Source organism: Pseudomonas neuropathica (genome assembly GCF_051174785.1).
Lineage (GTDB): Bacteria > Pseudomonadota > Gammaproteobacteria > Pseudomonadales > Pseudomonadaceae > Aquipseudomonas > Aquipseudomonas neuropathica_A.
On sequence record NZ_CP195111.1, the window covers coordinates 3,422,231 to 3,439,878 of the forward strand.

Consider the following 17,648-nt stretch of genomic DNA (forward strand, 5'->3'; position numbering starts at 1 on the left):
GCCGGGCGATGAAACTGGCGATGAAGTTGCGGACCCGTTTGTTCCTGAGCATTTCCGCGCTGATCACCGTGGCCTTGCTCGGGCTGCTGCTGGGGCTGGTGAGCGTGATGCAGATGGCCGGCACTCAAGAAGCTTTGGTGCGCAGCAACTTCGTCACTCTGGATCTGGGGCTCAAGTTGCGGCAGACGCTGGGTGATCAACTGATCATCATGCTCGCGGAAAAGCCGGATCCCGTGGCGTTCGAAGCATCGAAACAGCATTACTTCGAGTTACTGGACCAAGGCATCGCCCAAGAGCAAGAGGGCGATGGCCGGCTCTACGGCTTCAGTCGGGCAAAAGCGGATTATCTGAGCTTCCTGGAAGCTTTCGATTTGTCCCGTGACCCGGCCAGCTCGATGAGCAGCAGCGCCGACTTCCGGGAGCGCTTCAACACGCTGCGCAACGGGCTGATCACCGAGCACAAGCATGCACTGGACAACATCAACGCGGTACAGAATGAGGCGCGTGACCGTGCCTTGTTGATTGCGGGTCTGCTTGGATTTGTCGGGTTGGCGGTGCTGATCATCGGTTTCATCACGGCCCACGGCATTGCCAGGCGGTTCGGCGCGCCGATCGAGGCATTGGCCCAAGCGGCAGACAATATCGGCCAAGGCAATTTTGAAGTGACCCTGCCGATTTCTTCAGCGATGGAAATGAATCAGCTGACCAAACGCTTCGGCCTCATGGCTGAGGCACTGCGCGAGCATCAGGCGACTAACGTCGACGAATTGCTCGCCGGTCAGCAACGCTTGCAGGCAGTGCTCGACAGCATTGACGACGGCTTGCTGATGATCGACCGGGAAGGGCATCTGGAGCACCTCAATCCGGTCGCCCAACGGCAACTGGGTTGGGACGATGATCGCCTCGGCCAGGGGCTGGGTACGGCGCTGCAACGGCCGGAGCTGGATGCGCAACTGCAACTGGTGCTGCGCGGCGGCACGCTGGAGCGGGCGCCGGAAGATCTGAGTATCGAAGTCGACGGCGAATCCCGCCTGCTGACCTACAGCCTGACGCCGGTCAGTCATACCCAAGGTCATATTCTCGGCGCGGTGATGGTGCTGCACGATGTCACCGAGCAGCGCGCCTTTGAACGGGTGCGCAGCGAATTCGTCTTGCGCGCCTCCCATGAGCTGCGCACGCCGGTCACCGGCATGCACATGGCGTTCGGTTTGTTCCGTGAGCGGGCGAAGTTTCCAGCGGAGTCGCGCGAGGCTGATCTGCTCGACACCGTGAACGAGGAAATGCAGCGCCTGATGCAGTTGATCAATGACCTGCTCAACTTCTCGCGTTATCAGAACGGCCTGCAAAAGCTCACGTTGGCACCGTGCTCCATCGAAGATTTGCTGGAGCAGGCGCAATTGCGCTTTGCCGACTCGGCAGCGGCCAAGGGCATCGCCCTGAATGTCGAAGTGCAGGGGCCGCTGCCACGTTTGCAGGCGGATCAGGCGCAGCTCGATCGCGTGCTGGATAACCTGATCGACAATGCCTTGCGTCATACCGCCCGCGACGGTCTGATCCGCTTGCAGGCACGTAGGCATGGTGAGCGGGTGATTATCAGCGTCGAGGACAATGGCGAAGGCATTGCCTACGGCCAGCAAGGGCGAATCTTCGAGCCGTTCGTGCAGGTCGGCCGCAAAAAGGGCGGCGCCGGGCTTGGTCTGGCGCTGTGCAAGGAAATCGTCCAGTTGCATGGCGGACGTATGGGGGTTTATTCGCGGCCGGGGCAGGGCACGCAGTTCTATATGGCGCTCGCCGTTTAGGCTTCGTCGTCCATTCGCCTTCCCGCGAGGCGTCGGCCCCGGGTGATCAACTCAATGAATTGCACCGCGCTCAGCGCATGGGCGAACAACCAGCCCTGACCGAACTTCACACCTTCGCTGCTGAGCAATTGCGCCTGTGATTCCAGCTCGATGCCTTCGGCAATCACCTTCAGATCCAGCGCCTGCGCCATGTGAATGATGTGCGGGGCGACGCCGCTGCTCGCCGCGTCATGGCCCAGCGCATCAATGAACGCCTTGTCGATTTTCAGACAATCGACCGGCAAGGTTTGCAGGTAGGCGAGGCTGCAATAGCCGGTGCCGAAGTCATCGATCAATACTTGATGGCCAACATCGCGTAAGGCTTGCAGGTTTTCCCGCGCCACTACCACATCAATCAAACCGCGTTCGGTGACTTCGAAGGCAATCTGCCGCGCGGCCACTCGATGCAATGTGAGCAAGCGCGCCATGACCAGACCGATGCGCGGCACCATCACGTCGCACGCGGCAAGGTTGACCGAGATATACAGCTGCGGATTGGCACGCAGCAACTGGCCCAGTTGCTCCAGCAGGCGCTGCAGGACGAAGTCGGTCATCTGGCGGATCTGCCCGGTGTTTTCCGCCATGGGGATAAACAGGTCAGGACTGGTCAGCGTGCCGTCCGGGCGGCGCCAGCGCAGCAGGGCTTCGGCGCCGACGCAGTTGCGGCTGTCGAGATCGAAGATCGGCTGATAGAGCACCTGCAACTCACCGCGACGAATCGCGCCGTGCAGTTCGGCGTCCATCGACTGACGCTGGCGCACCAGCAGGAAAACGAAGAATCCCGAAAATGCGCCTAGCAGCACACACGCCGGGATCATCCACCACCAGATAGCCGGAATGTGCATGCCGGTTCTGGGTGTAATCAGGACCAGTTGATACTCCGGGTTGTTGGTGGGCATGCGGTAGATCAGCCGAGTCTGAGTGACCTGTAATGACTCGCGACTTTTCGGTGGCCAATGTTCGGTCGGTGGCCAGGCCTGTGCTGTGCCGAGCACCGGTATCGCACGGGCACCATGGTCGAGTACCACCAGCAGGCTGCTGCCGGGCGACAGATCGACCATGTCGGTCAGATGCCCGCGTGAAGTGGCCACACGAAAATTGCCGCGGCCCAGCATCAGCGCGGCGCGGTTTTCATCGGGTTCGGTGGTGGTATTCAGCCAATAGCTGTAGGTCGGGCCTTTGATATCTGGCGCGCGGACCACCGACACGCCTTCCTGACGCGGACGGTTGGAGCAGATCCGTGAGGCGTCCATATAGGCTGCTTCATAGACGAAGCGATAGTTGAAGGTGACTTGCTGCAGGGTGGCGATCATTTCATCGTCACAACTGCGTAGCGGCTGCGCTTCGAGGTCGTCGAGACTTTCGCGCAACTGGCCGAACAATTGTTCGAGGCGGGCGAGGAAACGTTCGCCTTGCGCGTTCATTTCCTGACTTTCGCTTTGCTCGACCTGACGCATTGCCACGAACATACCGCCGGCGATCAGCAGGCTGGCACTGAGGACAGCCGCGATCATCGCCAAAAACCAGGGGCGATAAAACCAGCTACGCAGCGTCTCTCGGGTAGCAACCATCATGGAATATCCGAAGAATTACCAATGAGTTATAGCTGCTGATTGCGATTTCGCCCTGACCGTCGGGCGGGCGTCATTATTTTGTCTGATTGAGCACCAGCAACAACGCTGCCGTTTGCGCATCCGGCGTGCCATCGAAGCGCGAAGGCCGGAAGTGCATCTGGAATGCGGCGAGGACGTGACGCGTCGCAACGTCCAGTTCGCCGGTCTGCGGCGTGTCGTAGCCCAAGTGCGCCAATTGCGCCTGGAACCAGCTGATGCTCGGCAGTTCACTACTGTTGAACAGCGCCTGCTGACGCGCCACGGCTTGCTCGTTTGGCCACAGGCCCAAGCCTTCGGCGGCGAGGCGTTTCCACGGGAACAACGGTCCTGGATCAAGCTTGCGCAGCGGCGCGATGTCGCTATGGCCAATGATGTGCCGCGGGCTGATGCCGTTGCGCTTGCTGATGTCCTTGAGCAGGACGATCAACGATTGAATCTGCGCTTCGCTGTACGGATACCACAGCCGCCCGGTCGGCGTGTCCTTGAAGCCCGGGTTGACGATTTCGATGCCGATCGAACTGGAGTTGAGCCAGGTGCGGCCCTGCCATTGGCTTTCGCCGGCGTGCCAGGCGCGCTGGTTTTCATCCATCAGCTTGTAGACAGTGCCGCTCTTGTCGTCGCCGATCAGGTAATGGCTGCTGACTTCGCCGTGGGTCAGCAATTGCAGCGAGCGCTCCAGTGAGGCCGACGTGTAATGCACGACCACAAACTGAATGCGGCTGTCGTAATTGGCCGAAGGATGGCTGGTGTTGTAGCGCGGGCCGCTGGCACAACCAGCCAGAACGAGCAGCGAAGCGAGGAGGGCAAAGAATTTCATGGCAGAAGGCAGTACACGCAAGACAGTAATGCAACAGTGTAACGTACTGACTTGCGTCTCGACGGTCAGCGGGCGGATTTAAACAAAATGGAACAAATTGCTTAGCCCAGCTCGACCCGGTTGCGTCCGGCGTTTTTCGCCCGGTATAGCGCCTGATCGGCTCTTTTCAATACCAGATCGCTGTGTTCTCCAGCGCGGAATGATGCCAGTCCCATGGAGATGGTGATCGTCACTCGCTCACCTTTGAAGTGGAACGGGCAGGCTTCGATCGCTGCGCGCAGGCTTTCCAGCAGTTTGGCGCCGACCGCTGGCGGCGTCGCCGGCAGTAACAAAACGAACTCCTCACCACCGAAACGGGCTATGAAGTCCGAGCCGCGCAGGCGTTTGCGCAGCACCGTGGCAATGATCTTCAGCACTTTGTCGCCGGCAAGATGGCCATAGTTGTCGTTGATGCGTTTGAAATGATCCAGATCGAGCATCGCCAGGCTCAGGGTGTTGCCGTGTTGCTGCCACTGCTTGATTTCATGCTCTAGGCGTTCGCTCCACGCGGCGCGATTGGGCAGACCGGTGAGCGGATCAATCAAGGCTTTCTGCCGTTGCACTTCAAGATGTTCGCGGAAACCCTGGGCTTCCTGCTCCATATGCGCCACGCGCTCGGACAGGCTTTTCAGTCGCGTGGCGACTTCTTGCTCGCGGGCATCGCGCTGCTTTTGGTGCTGGTCCATGGTGCCGAGCAGGCCTTCGAGATGGCTCTCAAGCACTTGCTTGAGGTCATCGAGGTCGGCGGCTTCCTGGACACTGGTCTGCAAACCATCGACCTGCTCGCGGATCTGCGTATCCATGGCCCGCGCCGCCGAACTGTTGTCGGCATGGCCTTCGCTGGCGGCTTGCAGGTTGCTCTGGAATGCTTCGAGGCGTTCGTTGAGTTGCTGCAGATACGCTTCGAACTCGTGTTGACCGCTGTCGGTGATCGCCAGCATCAATGTCGCGAGATCGTCGAGAATCGGGATCAGTTCGTACCAGTTCAGCCCATGTTTAAGCCTTTCGCGCATGGCTTCGGCTTGCGGACGGTGACGTTCTGGCAGGGTCAGGTCATCGAGCAGACCGATCAAGGTGTCCTCGATATGCTTGGCCACTGAGCTGTAGGACGGCTCCGGGGTGTCCGGCAGCGCGAACAGAATGTCGTGTTCGGATTGCTCCGGGTCGATGGCGGCCAGCGCCCGTGCGATGGGTTCGGGCAAGGGCAGGCTGTCGAGGATCAGCGGCGCTGGATCACCGGGGTGGATCAATTCATCGGGATTGATGGCGGCGGGCGTGATCCGCGTCTGAACTGGAGCCGGGGAGAAAACGGGCTCGGGTTCGAGGCGCTCGGCCTTAGGCTCGGTCGGATCAATGATAACTTCGCTAATGACCGTGGGCGGCTCGAAGGCCACCACTTCTTCCACTTCCAGCCGGGTTTGCGGGGCTGGCGTCGTTTTTTCGACAGGCATGGCGACTTCAAGGGCGGGAGCCGCCGTCACCGGTTCAATCGCTGCGACAGGGGCCGGCTCTGCGGATTCCGGTTCAGGGAGTGGGGCTGCAAGCGGCTGCGCGACCTGGGTCGGTGCGGGTGATTCTGTGGCGGGCGCCTCTTCGCTGTCACGGCTACCAAACAAGCGCTGCAACAGGCCCGGACGACCCGGCTCTGCGGGCGTTTCCAGCTGACTCAATGCCTTGCCCTGCAAGCCGCTGAGTTCACTTAACAGCAATGGCATTTCCCGCGCCGACCCGACGCGACCATCCAGTTGTTTGGCGAATTTCTTCAGTGGCTGAGCGACTTCACGCGGCAGCGGCAAAGCCTGCAACTGGGTGACCAGCGATGTCAGCGCGGTGCTGACCTGATCGATGCGGGTTTCGCGGCGCTGCTCGGAGTCGAGCACGGCTTTTTCCAGGCGCGGCAGCAGGGCGGCGAGGCCGGCATCCATGTCGTCGGTGCGCACTACATCGCGCATCTCTTTCATGCATTGATCAACGACCTTGTCGGTGCCTTCAGCCGCCAGTGTGCTGCGCACCAGACCTCGGCGCAGCAAGTCGAGCCTGGCGGCCCAACGACGTTCGAGTTTGTCCTGTTGTTCGATGCTTTTGAGGTATTTCTCTTTCCAGCGCTGGGCGTCGTCGCTCATTCAGGGGTTCCGCGAGGGGCAGGACTCAACGCGGGCAATGCATCGGCCGTGAGCGAACCCGGCAGACGAATCTCTACCGCGACCGGCAGGTGATCGGAAATCGGTTGTGCCAGCACTTCGACCTTTTCCAGGGTCAGGGTCGGGCTGAGCAAAATATGATCGAGGCAACGCTGCGGGCGCCAGCTGGGGAATGTCGCTTCCACCTGCGGGGCCAGCAGACCGAGATCGCGTAACGGAGAATGTTGTAGCAGATCGCTGGCATGGGTGTTCATGTCGCCCATCAACACTTGGTGTTTATAGCCACCGATCAGCTCACGAATGTAGGCCAGTTGCAGGCTGCGGGTTCGCGCGCCAAGGGCCAGGTGCATCATCACCACCACCAGCGCTTCCGGGCCTTCGCCGAAACGCAGCAGGATCGCGCCGCGACCTTTCGGGCCGGGCAGCGGGTGATCTTCAATCGCCGACGGTTTCAGACGACTGAGCACGCCATTGCTGTGCTGGGCCAGTCGGCCGAGGTTTCGATTGAGTTGTTGATACCAGTAGGGGAAGGCGCCGAGCTGGGCCAGATGTTCGACCTGATTGACGTAGCCTGAACGCAGGCTGCCGCCATCAGCTTCCTGCAGGGCGACCAGATCGAAGTCGCCAAGCAGGTCGCCGATCTTTTGCAGGTTGCCTGAACGCCCGGTGTGCGGCAGCAGATGCTGCCAGCTGCGGGTCAGGTAATGTCGATAGCGCTCGGTGCTGATGCCGACCTGGATATTGAAACTGAGCAAGCGCAGACGCTGGTCTGCGGGCAGGCCCGTGGACTCCAGGTGATGCTCGTTGACCTGCGGATCATGCAGGCCAACGATGCGTTCAGACTTCCAGCGGCGCATGGCGGTGGCCGCGCTTAGTTGGCAGCAGCCTTGGTTGCCGCTCGCTCTTTGGCGACCAGTTGGTCAGCCAGTTGCAGCGCTTGCTCGGCACCACCGGCAGAGCCGATGTCGAAGCGGTACTTGCCGTTGACGATCATGGTTGGCACGCCAGTGATTTCATACTTCTTGGCCAGTTCGCGAGCTTTTACGATCTGACCTTTGATGGCGAACGAGTCGAACGTGGCGAGGAATTTATCCTTGTCCACGCCTTGGGTGGCGAGGAAGTCAGCCATGTCGTTCTTGTCGGTCAGCTTCTTGTGTTGTTTCTGGATTGCTTCGAAAACTGCGTTGTGAACCTTGTGCTCGACACCCATGGCTTCCAGGGTCAGGAACATCTGGCCGTGAGCGTCCCATGGGCCGCCGAACATGGCCGGGATACGTACGAAGTTGACGTCGGACGGCAGTTTCTCAACCCAAGGGTTGATCACTGGCTCAAAGGCATAGCAATGCGGGCAGCCGTACCAGAACAGCTCGACCACTTCGATCTTGCCAGGCTCTGCAACCGGAACCGGGTTGGCCAGCTCGACGTAAGGGGCGGCAGGTGCTTCGGCGGCTTGAGCGGTCACGCCGAACAGGCTGGCAGCGACGAGAGCGGCGCTGATGATCAGATTACGCATGCTTTACTCCTGGACAATTTTGGTCGCCTCGCGCGACCTGTTTTCAGACAGATCCTGGCGGGCATGAGTTCTGTAGTGTAACGGTAGCGGCCACAAAAAAGGGCGGCCAAAGCCACCCTTTTTATACTTGCTGCGACGGATTAATCGAGCGTTAACGTTGCGCGAGATCTATCGCTGCCAAGTGCGCTTAGTGCAGGCCTTGAATGTAGCTGGAGACCGCAGCGATGTCTTCGTCGCTCAGGCGCTTGGCGATGGTCTGCATGGTCATGGTGTCGCCGTCGTTGGTACGACCGCCTTCTTCCTTGCGGAAATCAGTCAGCTGCTTGGCGATGTATTGAGCGTGTTGGCCCCCCAGATGCGGGAAGCCGGCAGCGGCGTTGCCGGCGCCGTTCGGTGAGTGGCAACCGGTGCAGGCGGGCAGGCCCTTGGCCAGGTTGCCGCCGCGGAACAGCGCTTCACCGCGCGCGACGATCTTCGGATCGGCGGCGCCGACGCTGCCTTTCTGGCTGGCGAAGTAGGCGGCGATGTCGGCCAGGTCCTGATCACTCAGATTGGTCAGCAGGCCGGTCATTTCCAGAACGGTGCGCTTGCCCGACTTGATGTCGTGCAATTGCTTGGTCAGGTAGCGTTCACCTTGACCGGCCAGTTTCGGAAAGTTTGGCGCCATGCTGTTGCCGTCCGGGCCATGGCAGGCTCCACATACGGCGGCTTTTGCCTGGCCTGCTGCGGCATCACCGGCAGCATGGGCGAAGCCTGAGATTCCCACGGTCAACAGCAGACTCACGATCAATTTGTTCATCAGCTAATCCAACTACGGCTAAGGGTTAAGTTATGGACCGGGTTTACTCGCTCATCCAAAGGATGATGGCTTGGTAATCCTCGGCACTGCAGTCCATGCACAAACCACGCGGCGGCATCGCCTTGAAACCCTGGGTCACGTGTTGCACCAGCGTCCCCATACCTTTCGCCAACCTCGGCGTCCAAGCTTCCTGATCGCCTCTTTTGGGCGCCATGGGTAGTTGGCCGGAATGACAGGCACCACAAACACGGTTGTACACAGCTTCCGGATCCTGTGTAGCCTGTGCGCTGTAAAGCGGCATTAAGACTCCGGCAGCCAGCAGCCATTTCGTCATAAAACGACCTTTTCAGGGTTGAGAGCGTTCTGCGTTCTAATGCGCAATCAAGGTCTGTCGCTCTCGTGAACTTCATCCTACGCTGGGACAAAGCACACACAAAATCTGCGGCATTATATACTGGCGTCACTGAAACGGAAGCGACACCGCGTTCCGCGCCCAATCCCGGCGCCGCCCACATCGGAAATCCCATGCAACTCAAGAATCCCATCCTCGGCCTGTGCCAACAGTCCACGTTCATGCTCAGTGCCGCCAAAGTCGATCAATGCCCTGACGACGAAGGCTTCGAAGTGGCGTTCGCCGGTCGTTCCAACGCCGGCAAATCCAGCGCACTGAACACCCTGACTCACGCCAGCTTGGCGCGCACCTCGAAAACCCCGGGTCGCACACAGCTGTTGAACTTCTTCAAGCTAGACGAAGATCGGCGTCTGGTCGACCTGCCGGGCTACGGTTACGCAAAAGTACCGATCCCGCTGAAGATGCACTGGCAGCGTCACCTTGAGGCGTACCTCGGTGGCCGCGAGAGTTTGAAGGGTTTGATTCTGATGATGGACATCCGTCATCCAATGACCGACTTCGACCTGCTGATGCTCGACTGGGCCGTTGCCGCTGGCATGCCGATGCACATCCTGCTGACCAAGGCCGACAAGCTCACCTACGGCGCCGCCAAGAACACCCTGCTCAAAGTGCAGTCGGAAATTCGCAAGGGCTGGGGCGACCTCGTCACCATTCAGCTGTTCTCCGCGCCAAAACGCATGGGCCTGGAAGAGGCCTACACTGTACTGGCCGGCTGGATGGAACTGGCAGACAAAGGCGCCGAAGCGGCCGAGTAAACAGGGATTAGAAAATTGGCTGTGGTGCGCTCAGGCAAGGCGAAAGCACAGCTAAAAAGCGGAGTTTAGGGTACCTAAATGAGCATTTTTAGCTGTGCTTTCAACGCAGTCTGAGCGTGCCACAGCCAATTTTCGGGCAAAAAAAGCCCCGGATTTCATTGGGGAGGGAGAAATTCCGGGGTTTAAGTTCCGAACCGCTAGGGCGGGGTTCAGATATCTGCCAACACTTAACACAACATAGGAGCATCGAAGGGCTTCACCAGCCATTCAGTATCTCTGAGTGGTGTCCTTCCAGATTAGTTCAGATTTTTTTCAAAAAGCTTTGGAATAATCTCAAGCGCCTTTCGAAATAAGCAGATTTTCCGCAGCTGCCGCGACGTCATGTCGCGGCAAAATCGTCTTCAAATGGCTCAATGAGCCTCATCCCAATTGTTGCCCACACCCACTTCGACCAGCAGCGGTACATCCAGCTTCGCCGCTTCGCTCATGTGTACTCGAATCTCGGTACTGATCTGTTCCACCAGATCCTCACGAACTTCCAGCACCAGTTCATCGTGTACCTGCAGGATGACTTTGGCGTCCAGCCCGGACGTCGCCAGCCAGTTATCCACCGCCACCATGGCTTTCTTGATGATGTCGGCCGCCGTGCCCTGCATCGGCGCGTTGATCGCCGTGCGCTCGGCGGCGGCGCGTTCCTGCGGCTTGTTCGAGTTGATCTCCGGCAAGTACAGACGGCGACCGAAGAAGGTCTCGACATAACCTTGATCCGCTGCCTGCGCGCGGGTGCGATCCATGTATTCGCGAACGCCTGGATAACGGGCGAAGTAGGTGTCGATGTAAGCCTTGGCGGTCTTGGTGTCGACGCCAATGTCCTTGCCGAGCTTCTGCGCACCCATGCCGTAGATCAGGCCAAAGTTGATCGCCTTGGCGCCACGGCGCTGGTCGGAAGTCACTTCGTTGAGCTCGACCTTGAACACTTCGGCAGCAGTCGCGGTGTGCACGTCGAGATTGTTGCGGAAGGCGTTCATCAGGCCTTCGTCCTTGGACAGATGCGCCATGATTCGCAGCTCGATCTGCGAATAGTCCGCCGCCAGCAGTTTGTAGCCTTTCGGCGCGACGAACGCCTGACGAATGCGTCGACCTTCAGCGGTACGCACCGGAATGTTCTGCAGGTTCGGATCGCTGGAGGACAAACGCCCGGTCGACGCCACAGCCTGATGATACGAGGTGTGGATACGCCCGGTGCGCGGATTGATCTGCTCCGGCAAGCGATCGGTGTAGGTGCTTTTCAGCTTGCTCATCGAACGGTGCTCCATCAGCACCTTCGGCAAACGGTGATCGTCTTCGGCGAGTTTCGCCAACACTTCTTCAGCAGTGGACGGCTGGCCCTTGGCGGTTTTCTTCAGCACCGGCAGACCGAGTTTCTCGTAGAGAATCACGCCCAATTGCTTCGGCGAGCCAAGGTTGAATTCTTCCCCGGCGATTTCGAACGCTTCGCGCTCCAGCGCAACCATTTTGTTGCCCAGCTCAATGCTCTGGATGCCCAGCAGTTCAGCGTCAACGAACGCGCCCTGGCGTTCGATGCGCGCGAGAACCGGCACCAGCGGAATCTCGATGTCGGTCAGCACGCTGGCCAGGCTCGGGATGGCGCTGAGTTTTTCGAACAAAGTCTGGTGCAGACGCAGGGTGATGTCAGCGTCTTCAGCGGCATACGGCCCGGCCTGTTCCAGCGCGATCTGGTCGAAGGTCAGTTGCTTGGCGCCTTTGCCGGCGATGTCCTGGAAGCTCACGGTGGTGTGATCCAGATACTTCTGCGCGAGGCTGTCCATGTCATGGCGGGTGGCGGTGGAGTTGAGCACGTAGGACTCAAGCATCGTGTCGAAGGCGACACCACGTACGTTGATGCCTTGGCTCTGATCGCCACCGATGGCGCAGTTGGCCAGGATGTTCATGTCGAACTTGGCGTGCTGGCCGACCTTGAGCTTGCTCGGGTCTTCCAGAATCGGCTTGAGTGCGCGCAGCACGGTGTCGCGATCCAGCTGTTCCGGCACGCCGATGTAGGAGTGGGTCAGCGGGATATACGCGGCTTCGTTGGCCTGCACGGCGAACGACAGGCCGACCAGTTGCGCCTGCTGCGCGTCGATGCCGGTGGTTTCGGTGTCGAAGGCGAATAGCTTGGCGTTGTTCAACTTTTCCAGCCAGACATCAAAACGCGCCTGATCGAGGATCGTCTCATACGCGGCTTCGGTCGGAGCAGCCGGAGTTTCGATATCTGGCGCGCTGAACAGGTCACCGGCCGGCGCAGGCTCGCTGGCTGCGCTCAGTTCCAGACGTTTGGCGTCGCGATCCAGATCATTGATCCAGCTTTTGAATTCCAGCAGCGAGTACAGCTCGTAGAGCTTGGCCGGGTCTTCCGCGCCCATTTGCAGATCGTCGAGTTCGACGTCCAGCGGCACGTCGACCTTGATGGTCGCCAGTTGATAGGAGAGGAACGCCATCTCCTTGTGCTCTTCGAGCTTGGCCGGCAGGGTTTTCGCGCCGCGAATCGGCAGGGTCGGAACGATGTCGAGGTTGGCGTACAACTCGGTGAGGCCACCGTTGACCCCGACCAGCAGGCCGGAAGCGGTTTTCGGACCGATGCCCGGAACGCCCGGAATGTTGTCGGACGAATCGCCCATCAGCGCCAGATAATCGATGATCTGCTCTGGAGCGACGCCGAATTTCTCCTTAACGCCCTCAACGTCCATCGAACTACCGGACATGGTGTTGACCAAGGTAATGTGACCGTCGACCAGTTGCGCCATGTCCTTGTCCCCGGTGGAGATCACCACCGGGCGATCTGCCGCGGCGCTGCTGCGCGCCAGGGTGCCGATCACGTCGTCGGCCTCGACGCCTTCCACGCACAGCAGCGGAAAACCGAGAGCTATCACGCTCTGATGCAGCGGCTCGATCTGCACGCGCATGTCGTCGGGCATGCTCGGGCGATTGGCTTTGTATTCGGCGTACATCTCATCGCGAAATGTCCCGCCCTTGGCGTCGAACACCACGGCGAACGGGCTGTCCGGGTACTGCTTGCGCAGACTCTTGAGCATGTTCAACACGCCTTTGACCGCACCGGTCGGCAGGCCTTTGGAGGTGGTCAGTGGTGGCAGTGCGTGAAACGCGCGGTACAGGTAAGACGAACCGTCCACCAGGACGAGGGGGGCTTGGCTCATGAGCAGGATCAACCTTTTCGGCGGGTCCGGCGCTAGAATAGCGGGACCGTTGACGACAAAGGGACAAGGTTATCATGCGTACGTTAAATCGCTTGCTGCTGGTCGGTCTGATTGCTGCCTCACCGTTGGCCGCGATGGCGGCGGATGATGCTCCGTCGGGAGATCCTGAAGTCACCATTCGCACGGAAGGCGACAAGACCATTCAGGAGTACCGTCAAAACGGGTTCCTGTACGCGATCAAAGTCACGCCGAAGGGCGCGCCACCGTACTTTCTGGTGCGTGCAGACGGGACGGATGCAAATTTTATCCGCTCGGATCAGCCGGATATGCTGATTCCGTCGTGGAAGATTTTCGAATGGAAGTAGATTTTTAATTCACCCGGCGCCGCAATTGGCGGCGCCCGTACTGGCAGTTAAAACATGTCTGTGTTCACTCCCCTGGCTCGGCCCGAGCTGGAAACCTTTCTTGCCCCTTACGGGCTTGGCCGTCTGCTTGATTTCCAGGGGATCGCCGCCGGCAGCGAAAACACCAATTTCTTTATCAGCCTGGAGCAGGGCGAGTTCGTTCTGACCCTGGTTGAGCGCGGCCCGGTGCAGGAGATGCCGTTCTTCATCGACTTGCTCGACGTGCTCCACGAAGCCGATCTGCCGGTGCCGTACGCACTGCGCACTACCGACGGCGTGGCGCTGCGTGAGCTGAAAGGCAAACCGGCGCTGCTGCAACCGCGCCTGTCCGGCAAGCACATAAAAGTCGCCAACGCGCAGCATTGCGCGCAGGTCGGCGAGTTGCAGGCGCATCTGCACTTGGCCACCCAAGGCGAGCGCATGATCAAGCGCAAGACCGATCGTGGCCTCGACTGGATGCTGGAAGAGGGCACGGAGTTTCTTTCGCACCTGAGTGATGAACCGCGCGCGCTGCTGCAAAAGGCGCTGGATGAAATCACCGAGCGCAGAGACAAGATTCTTGCGCTGCCCCGGGCGAACATTCATGCCGACCTGTTTCGCGACAACGCGATGTTCGAAGGCACGCACCTGACCGGGCTGATCGACTTCTACAACGCCTGCTCGGGGCCGATGCTCTATGACGTGGCGATTGCCTTGAACGACTGGTGTTCGGACGAGGACGGTCTGATTGATGGCCCGCGTGCTCGCGCATTCCTTGGCGCTTATGCGGCACTGCGACCATTCACGGCGGCGGAGGCTGAGTTGTGGCCGACGATGTTGCGCGTGGCCTGTGTGCGGTTCTGGCTGTCGCGGTTGATCGCGGCGGAGCAGTTTGCCGGGCAGGACGTGTTGATTCACGATCCGCGGGAGTTTGAGCAGCGCTTGGCGCAGCGGCAGCAGGTCAGTACACCGTTGCCTTTCGCCCTTTAAAAGCTTCGCGAGCAGGCTCGCTCCCACAGGATTTCGGTGATCCTGTGGGAGCGAGCCTGCTCGCGAATGGGGGCAACACCGATGCCGGGGGTTACAGAGATTCCAGGCACCCGGCCAAATCGTTACCTAGCTTCTCCAATACCTGCTCATAGCCCTGAGCCGTCGCCGGGGTGTACCCGCCCAACGCATCCAGTTCAGCCAGTTTCACCGGCAAACCCGCCACCAGGGTTTCGGCCAGACGCGGACGCAATGGCGGCTCACTGAACACACAAGTCTTGCCCACTTCCTGCAATCGCTTGCGCATCGCCGCAACATGCTGCGCACCGGGCTGCACTTCGGCGGCCACACTGAACACGCCGGCGTGCTTCAGCCCGTAAGCCTCTTCAAAGTAATCAAACGCCTCGTGGAAGACGAAGTAAGGCTTGCCTTCAACACTGGCCAGACGCTTCTTCAAACGCTGATCCAGCGCGTCCAGACGCTCATCAAACGCCTTGGCATTGCTCTGATAACGCTCGGCGTTAGCCGGGTCGACGGCGCTGAGGTCTGCGGCCATCTTGTCGGCAATCACCCGCGCGTTCACCGGCGACAGCCACAAATGCGCATCCAGCGTGCCGGGACGATGATCGTGATCATGCTCGTCAGCCTCTTCGGCGTGGGAATGGCTGTCTTCAGCGAAACGGCGCAGATGCATCCCCGGCAAGTCCTGCACCGCGACGCTCGGCAGCGTACGGCCATTCAACACGCGCGGCAGGAAACCCTCCATGTCCGGGCCGATCCAGTAGAGCAGATCGACCGACTGCACCTTCCGTACGTCGGATGGCCGCAGGGCGTAATTGTGTGGCGAGGCACCCGGCGGCAGCAGCACTTCGGGAATCGCCACGCCGTCCTGCACGGCCGCTGCAATCAACTGCAACGGCTTGATGCTGGTGAGGACTTTGACCTCGGCCTGAGCCGAACCGATCAGCAGAAAACTGGCGACAAAAGCCACAAAAACAGAAAAAAGTCGGGACACGATGACCACTCAAGGAGGCGAGAACGGGTAACATAATAACGTCTCTATCAAAACTCGTCGCCGCCCATGCCTATTACACCGATTGCCAGCCGTCCCCACGACCACTCACATTGCGTGCACAGCGCTCTGTCCGAGGCCGATACCTTGTGCGCCCAGAAAGGCTTGCGCCTGACCGCGTTGCGCCGCCGGGTGCTGGAACTGGTGTGGCAGAGCCACAAGCCACTGGGCGCCTATGACATTCTCGCGGTGCTCAGCGAGCAGGACGGCCGCCGCGCTGCGCCGCCAACTGTGTACCGTGCGCTGGATTTTCTACTGGAAAACGGCCTGGTGCACCGCATCTCCTCGCTCAACGCCTTCGTCGGCTGCGTGCACCCGGAACACGCGCATCAGGGCCAGTTCCTGATCTGCCGTGATTGCCACGCCGCCATCGAGCTTGAGCAAAAAGTGATCAGCGACGCAATCATCAACAGCGCCAAAGACGTCGGTTTCATCGTCGAAGCGCAGACCGTCGAAGTCGTCGGCCTGTGCTCCGGTTGCCAGGGGGCTTGATGAGCAATGCGCTGATCCGTCTGGAACAGGTCGCCGTCACGTTTGCCGGGCAGGCTGTGCTGGACAACATTGAGCTGAGCGTCGAGCCGGGACAGATCGTCACCCTGATCGGCCCTAACGGCGCCGGCAAGACCACGCTGGTGCGTGCTGTGCTTGGCCTGTTGAAACCTGACAGCGGCAGCGTCTGGCGCAAGCCGAAGCTGCGCGTCGGTTATATGCCGCAAAAACTTCACGTCGATCCGACACTGCCACTTTCGGTGCTGCGCTTTTTGCGGCTGGTGCCGGGCGTTGACCGTCCGCGTGCGTTGGCCGCGTTGAAAGAAGTCGGTGCCGAGCACGTTATCGACAGCCCGGTGCAAAGCGTTTCCGGTGGTGAAATGCAGCGCGTGCTGCTCGCTCGGGCGTTGCTGCGCGAACCGGAACTGCTGGTGCTCGATGAGCCGGTGCAAGGCGTCGACGTCGCCGGCCAGGCCGAGTTGTACAGCCTGATCACCCGCTTGCGCGACCGCCATGGCTGCGGCGTGTTGATGGTGTCCCACGATTTGCATCTGGTGATGAGCACCACCGACCAGGTGGTCTGCCTCAACCGTCACGTCTGCTGCTCCGGGCATCCCGAGCAGGTCAGCGGCGATCCGGCATTTGTCGAGCTGTTCGGCAAGAACGCGCAGAGCCTGGCGGTCTATCACCACCATCACGACCACGCTCACGACCTGCACGGTTCGGTGGTCAAAGGGCCGGTTATTGGCCAACCTCATGTTCATGGAGACAACTGCAAGCATGGCTGATTTTCTGTTGTATGCCCTGCTTGCAGGTCTGGCGTTGGCGATTGTTGCAGGTCCGCTGGGATCGTTTGTGGTCTGGCGGCGCATGGCTTATTTCGGCGACACCTTGTCCCACGCAGCGCTGCTCGGCGTGGCGTTGGGCTTTCTGCTGGATGTCAGCCCGACAGTCGCAGTGACGGTCGGATGCCTGCTGCTGGCGGTGCTGCTAGTCACGCTGCAACAGCGTCAACCGCTGGCGTCTGACACGCTTTTGGGAATTCTCGCACCGAGCACGCTCTCTCTCGGTCTGGTGGTACTAAGCTTCATGCATGAAGTGCGGATCGACCTGATGGCCTATCTGTTCGGCGACCTGCTGGCGATCAGCCCGACTGATCTGGCGTGGATCCTCGGCGGCAGCGCGGCGGTACTGGTATTGCTGGTAACGCTGTGGCGGCCATTGCTGGCGATTACCGTGCACGAAGAGCTGGCCAAGGTCGAAGGTCTGCCGGTCGCAGGTCTGCGTATGGCGCTGATGTTGTTGATTGCAGTGGTAATCGCGGTGGCGATGAAAATCGTCGGTGTGTTGCTGATTACCTCGCTGTTGATCATCCCGGCGGCTGCGGCACAGCGTCACGCCCGCTCGCCGGAGCAGATGGCGCTGGGCGCGAGCCTGCTGGGCATGCTCGCCGTGTGTGGCGGGCTAGCCTTGTCGTGGTTCAAAGACACCCCGGCCGGGCCGTCAATCGTTGTGACGGCGGCCGCACTGTTTCTGCTGAGTTTTGTTCTGCCCCGTCGCGGGGTGTAGACTTGG

16 protein-coding genes are annotated in these 17,648 nt (G+C 60.1%); 7 read left to right on the forward strand and 9 right to left on the reverse strand.

The genetic code is table 11. The features are described 5' to 3' along the window. The first annotated feature begins 8 nt into the window (after positions 1-8). Positions 9-1,799, forward strand: a complete 1,791-nt coding sequence (locus tag ACRRSD_RS15640) for a KinB sensor domain-containing domain (protein WP_435034215.1) — start codon at positions 9-11, stop codon at positions 1,797-1,799. Here ACRRSD_RS15640 and ACRRSD_RS15645 read toward each other — a convergent pair. From ACRRSD_RS15645 to ACRRSD_RS15675, 7 genes are all read right to left on the reverse strand, one after another. Continuing rightward, positions 1,796-3,409, reverse strand: a complete 1,614-nt coding sequence (locus tag ACRRSD_RS15645) for an EAL domain-containing protein (RefSeq protein WP_435038508.1) — start codon at positions 3,407-3,409, stop codon at positions 1,796-1,798. The two genes, ACRRSD_RS15640 and ACRRSD_RS15645, sit on opposite strands and share 4 nt — an antisense overlap. A gap of 76 nt (positions 3,410-3,485) precedes the next feature. Then, complete coding sequence (locus ACRRSD_RS15650) at positions 3,486-4,268, reverse strand: N-acetylmuramoyl-L-alanine amidase (RefSeq protein WP_435034216.1); 783 nt, start codon at positions 4,266-4,268, stop codon at positions 3,486-3,488. Positions 4,269-4,369: 101 nt separating this feature from the next. Then, complete coding sequence (locus tag ACRRSD_RS15655) at positions 4,370-6,430, reverse strand: diguanylate cyclase (RefSeq protein WP_435034217.1); 2,061 nt, start codon at positions 6,428-6,430, stop codon at positions 4,370-4,372. Further along, on the reverse strand, positions 6,427-7,305 hold the full coding sequence (locus ACRRSD_RS15660; protein WP_038364999.1) for an endonuclease/exonuclease/phosphatase family protein: 879 nt from the start codon (positions 7,303-7,305) through the stop codon (positions 6,427-6,429). The genes ACRRSD_RS15655 and ACRRSD_RS15660 overlap by 4 nt, the downstream gene beginning before the upstream one ends. Positions 7,306-7,319: 14 nt before the next feature. Beyond that, positions 7,320-7,961 (reverse strand): thiol:disulfide interchange protein DsbA/DsbL, encoded by a 642-nt coding sequence (locus ACRRSD_RS15665; protein ID WP_160054503.1) that lies wholly within the window; start codon positions 7,959-7,961, stop codon positions 7,320-7,322. Between the two features lie 187 nt (positions 7,962-8,148). Continuing rightward, on the reverse strand, positions 8,149-8,760 hold the full coding sequence (locus ACRRSD_RS15670; protein WP_008081240.1) for a c-type cytochrome: 612 nt from the start codon (positions 8,758-8,760) through the stop codon (positions 8,149-8,151). A 43-nt stretch (positions 8,761-8,803) separates the two neighbouring features. Then, positions 8,804-9,094, reverse strand: a complete 291-nt coding sequence (locus tag ACRRSD_RS15675; protein ID WP_038365005.1) for a c-type cytochrome — start codon at positions 9,092-9,094, stop codon at positions 8,804-8,806. Positions 9,095-9,285: 191 nt separating this feature from the next. On the opposite strand from ACRRSD_RS15675, the gene yihA reads away from it, so the two are divergent. Next, positions 9,286-9,927: a ribosome biogenesis GTP-binding protein YihA/YsxC gene (gene yihA, locus ACRRSD_RS15680; protein ID WP_007911767.1), complete on the forward strand. Its 642-nt coding sequence runs from the start codon at positions 9,286-9,288 to the stop codon at positions 9,925-9,927. Positions 9,928-10,337: 410 nt separating this feature from the next. On the opposite strand, the gene polA is transcribed toward yihA, so the two are convergent. Then, positions 10,338-13,142 (reverse strand): DNA polymerase I, encoded by a 2,805-nt coding sequence (polA, locus tag ACRRSD_RS15685; protein WP_435034218.1) that lies wholly within the window; start codon positions 13,140-13,142, stop codon positions 10,338-10,340. Positions 13,143-13,216: 74 nt separating this feature from the next. Between polA and ACRRSD_RS15690 the strand changes: the two genes are divergently transcribed. Both ACRRSD_RS15690 and ACRRSD_RS15695 read left to right on the forward strand, forming a co-directional pair. Continuing rightward, positions 13,217-13,507, forward strand: a complete 291-nt coding sequence (locus ACRRSD_RS15690) for a DUF2782 domain-containing protein (protein WP_064389732.1) — start codon at positions 13,217-13,219, stop codon at positions 13,505-13,507. A 54-nt stretch (positions 13,508-13,561) separates the two neighbouring features. After that, positions 13,562-14,515, forward strand: a complete 954-nt coding sequence (locus ACRRSD_RS15695; RefSeq protein WP_435034219.1) for a homoserine kinase — start codon at positions 13,562-13,564, stop codon at positions 14,513-14,515. A gap of 91 nt (positions 14,516-14,606) precedes the next feature. Here ACRRSD_RS15695 and ACRRSD_RS15700 read toward each other — a convergent pair whose 3' ends face one another. Beyond that, the gene (locus ACRRSD_RS15700; protein WP_095113240.1) at positions 14,607-15,527 is read right to left on the reverse strand and encodes a zinc ABC transporter substrate-binding protein ZnuA; all 921 of its coding nucleotides are present in this window, start codon (positions 15,525-15,527) and stop codon (positions 14,607-14,609) included. A 66-nt stretch (positions 15,528-15,593) separates the two neighbouring features. On the opposite strand from ACRRSD_RS15700, the gene ACRRSD_RS15705 reads away from it, so the two are divergent. From ACRRSD_RS15705 to znuB, 3 genes are read left to right on the forward strand one after another with little or no spacing between them, the layout of a single operon-like run. After that, the gene (locus ACRRSD_RS15705; protein WP_007911760.1) at positions 15,594-16,076 is read left to right on the forward strand and encodes a Fur family transcriptional regulator; all 483 of its coding nucleotides are present in this window, start codon (positions 15,594-15,596) and stop codon (positions 16,074-16,076) included. Then, on the forward strand, positions 16,076-16,861 hold the full coding sequence (gene znuC / locus ACRRSD_RS15710) for a zinc ABC transporter ATP-binding protein ZnuC (RefSeq protein WP_007911759.1): 786 nt from the start codon (positions 16,076-16,078) through the stop codon (positions 16,859-16,861). Before ACRRSD_RS15705 ends, znuC begins: the two co-directional genes overlap by 1 nt. Beyond that, a complete protein-coding gene (gene znuB / locus ACRRSD_RS15715; RefSeq protein WP_007911758.1) occupies positions 16,854-17,642 on the forward strand; it encodes a zinc ABC transporter permease subunit ZnuB in 789 nt (262 codons plus the stop codon). Before znuC ends, znuB begins: the two co-directional genes overlap by 8 nt. Positions 17,643-17,648 lie beyond the last annotated feature (6 nt).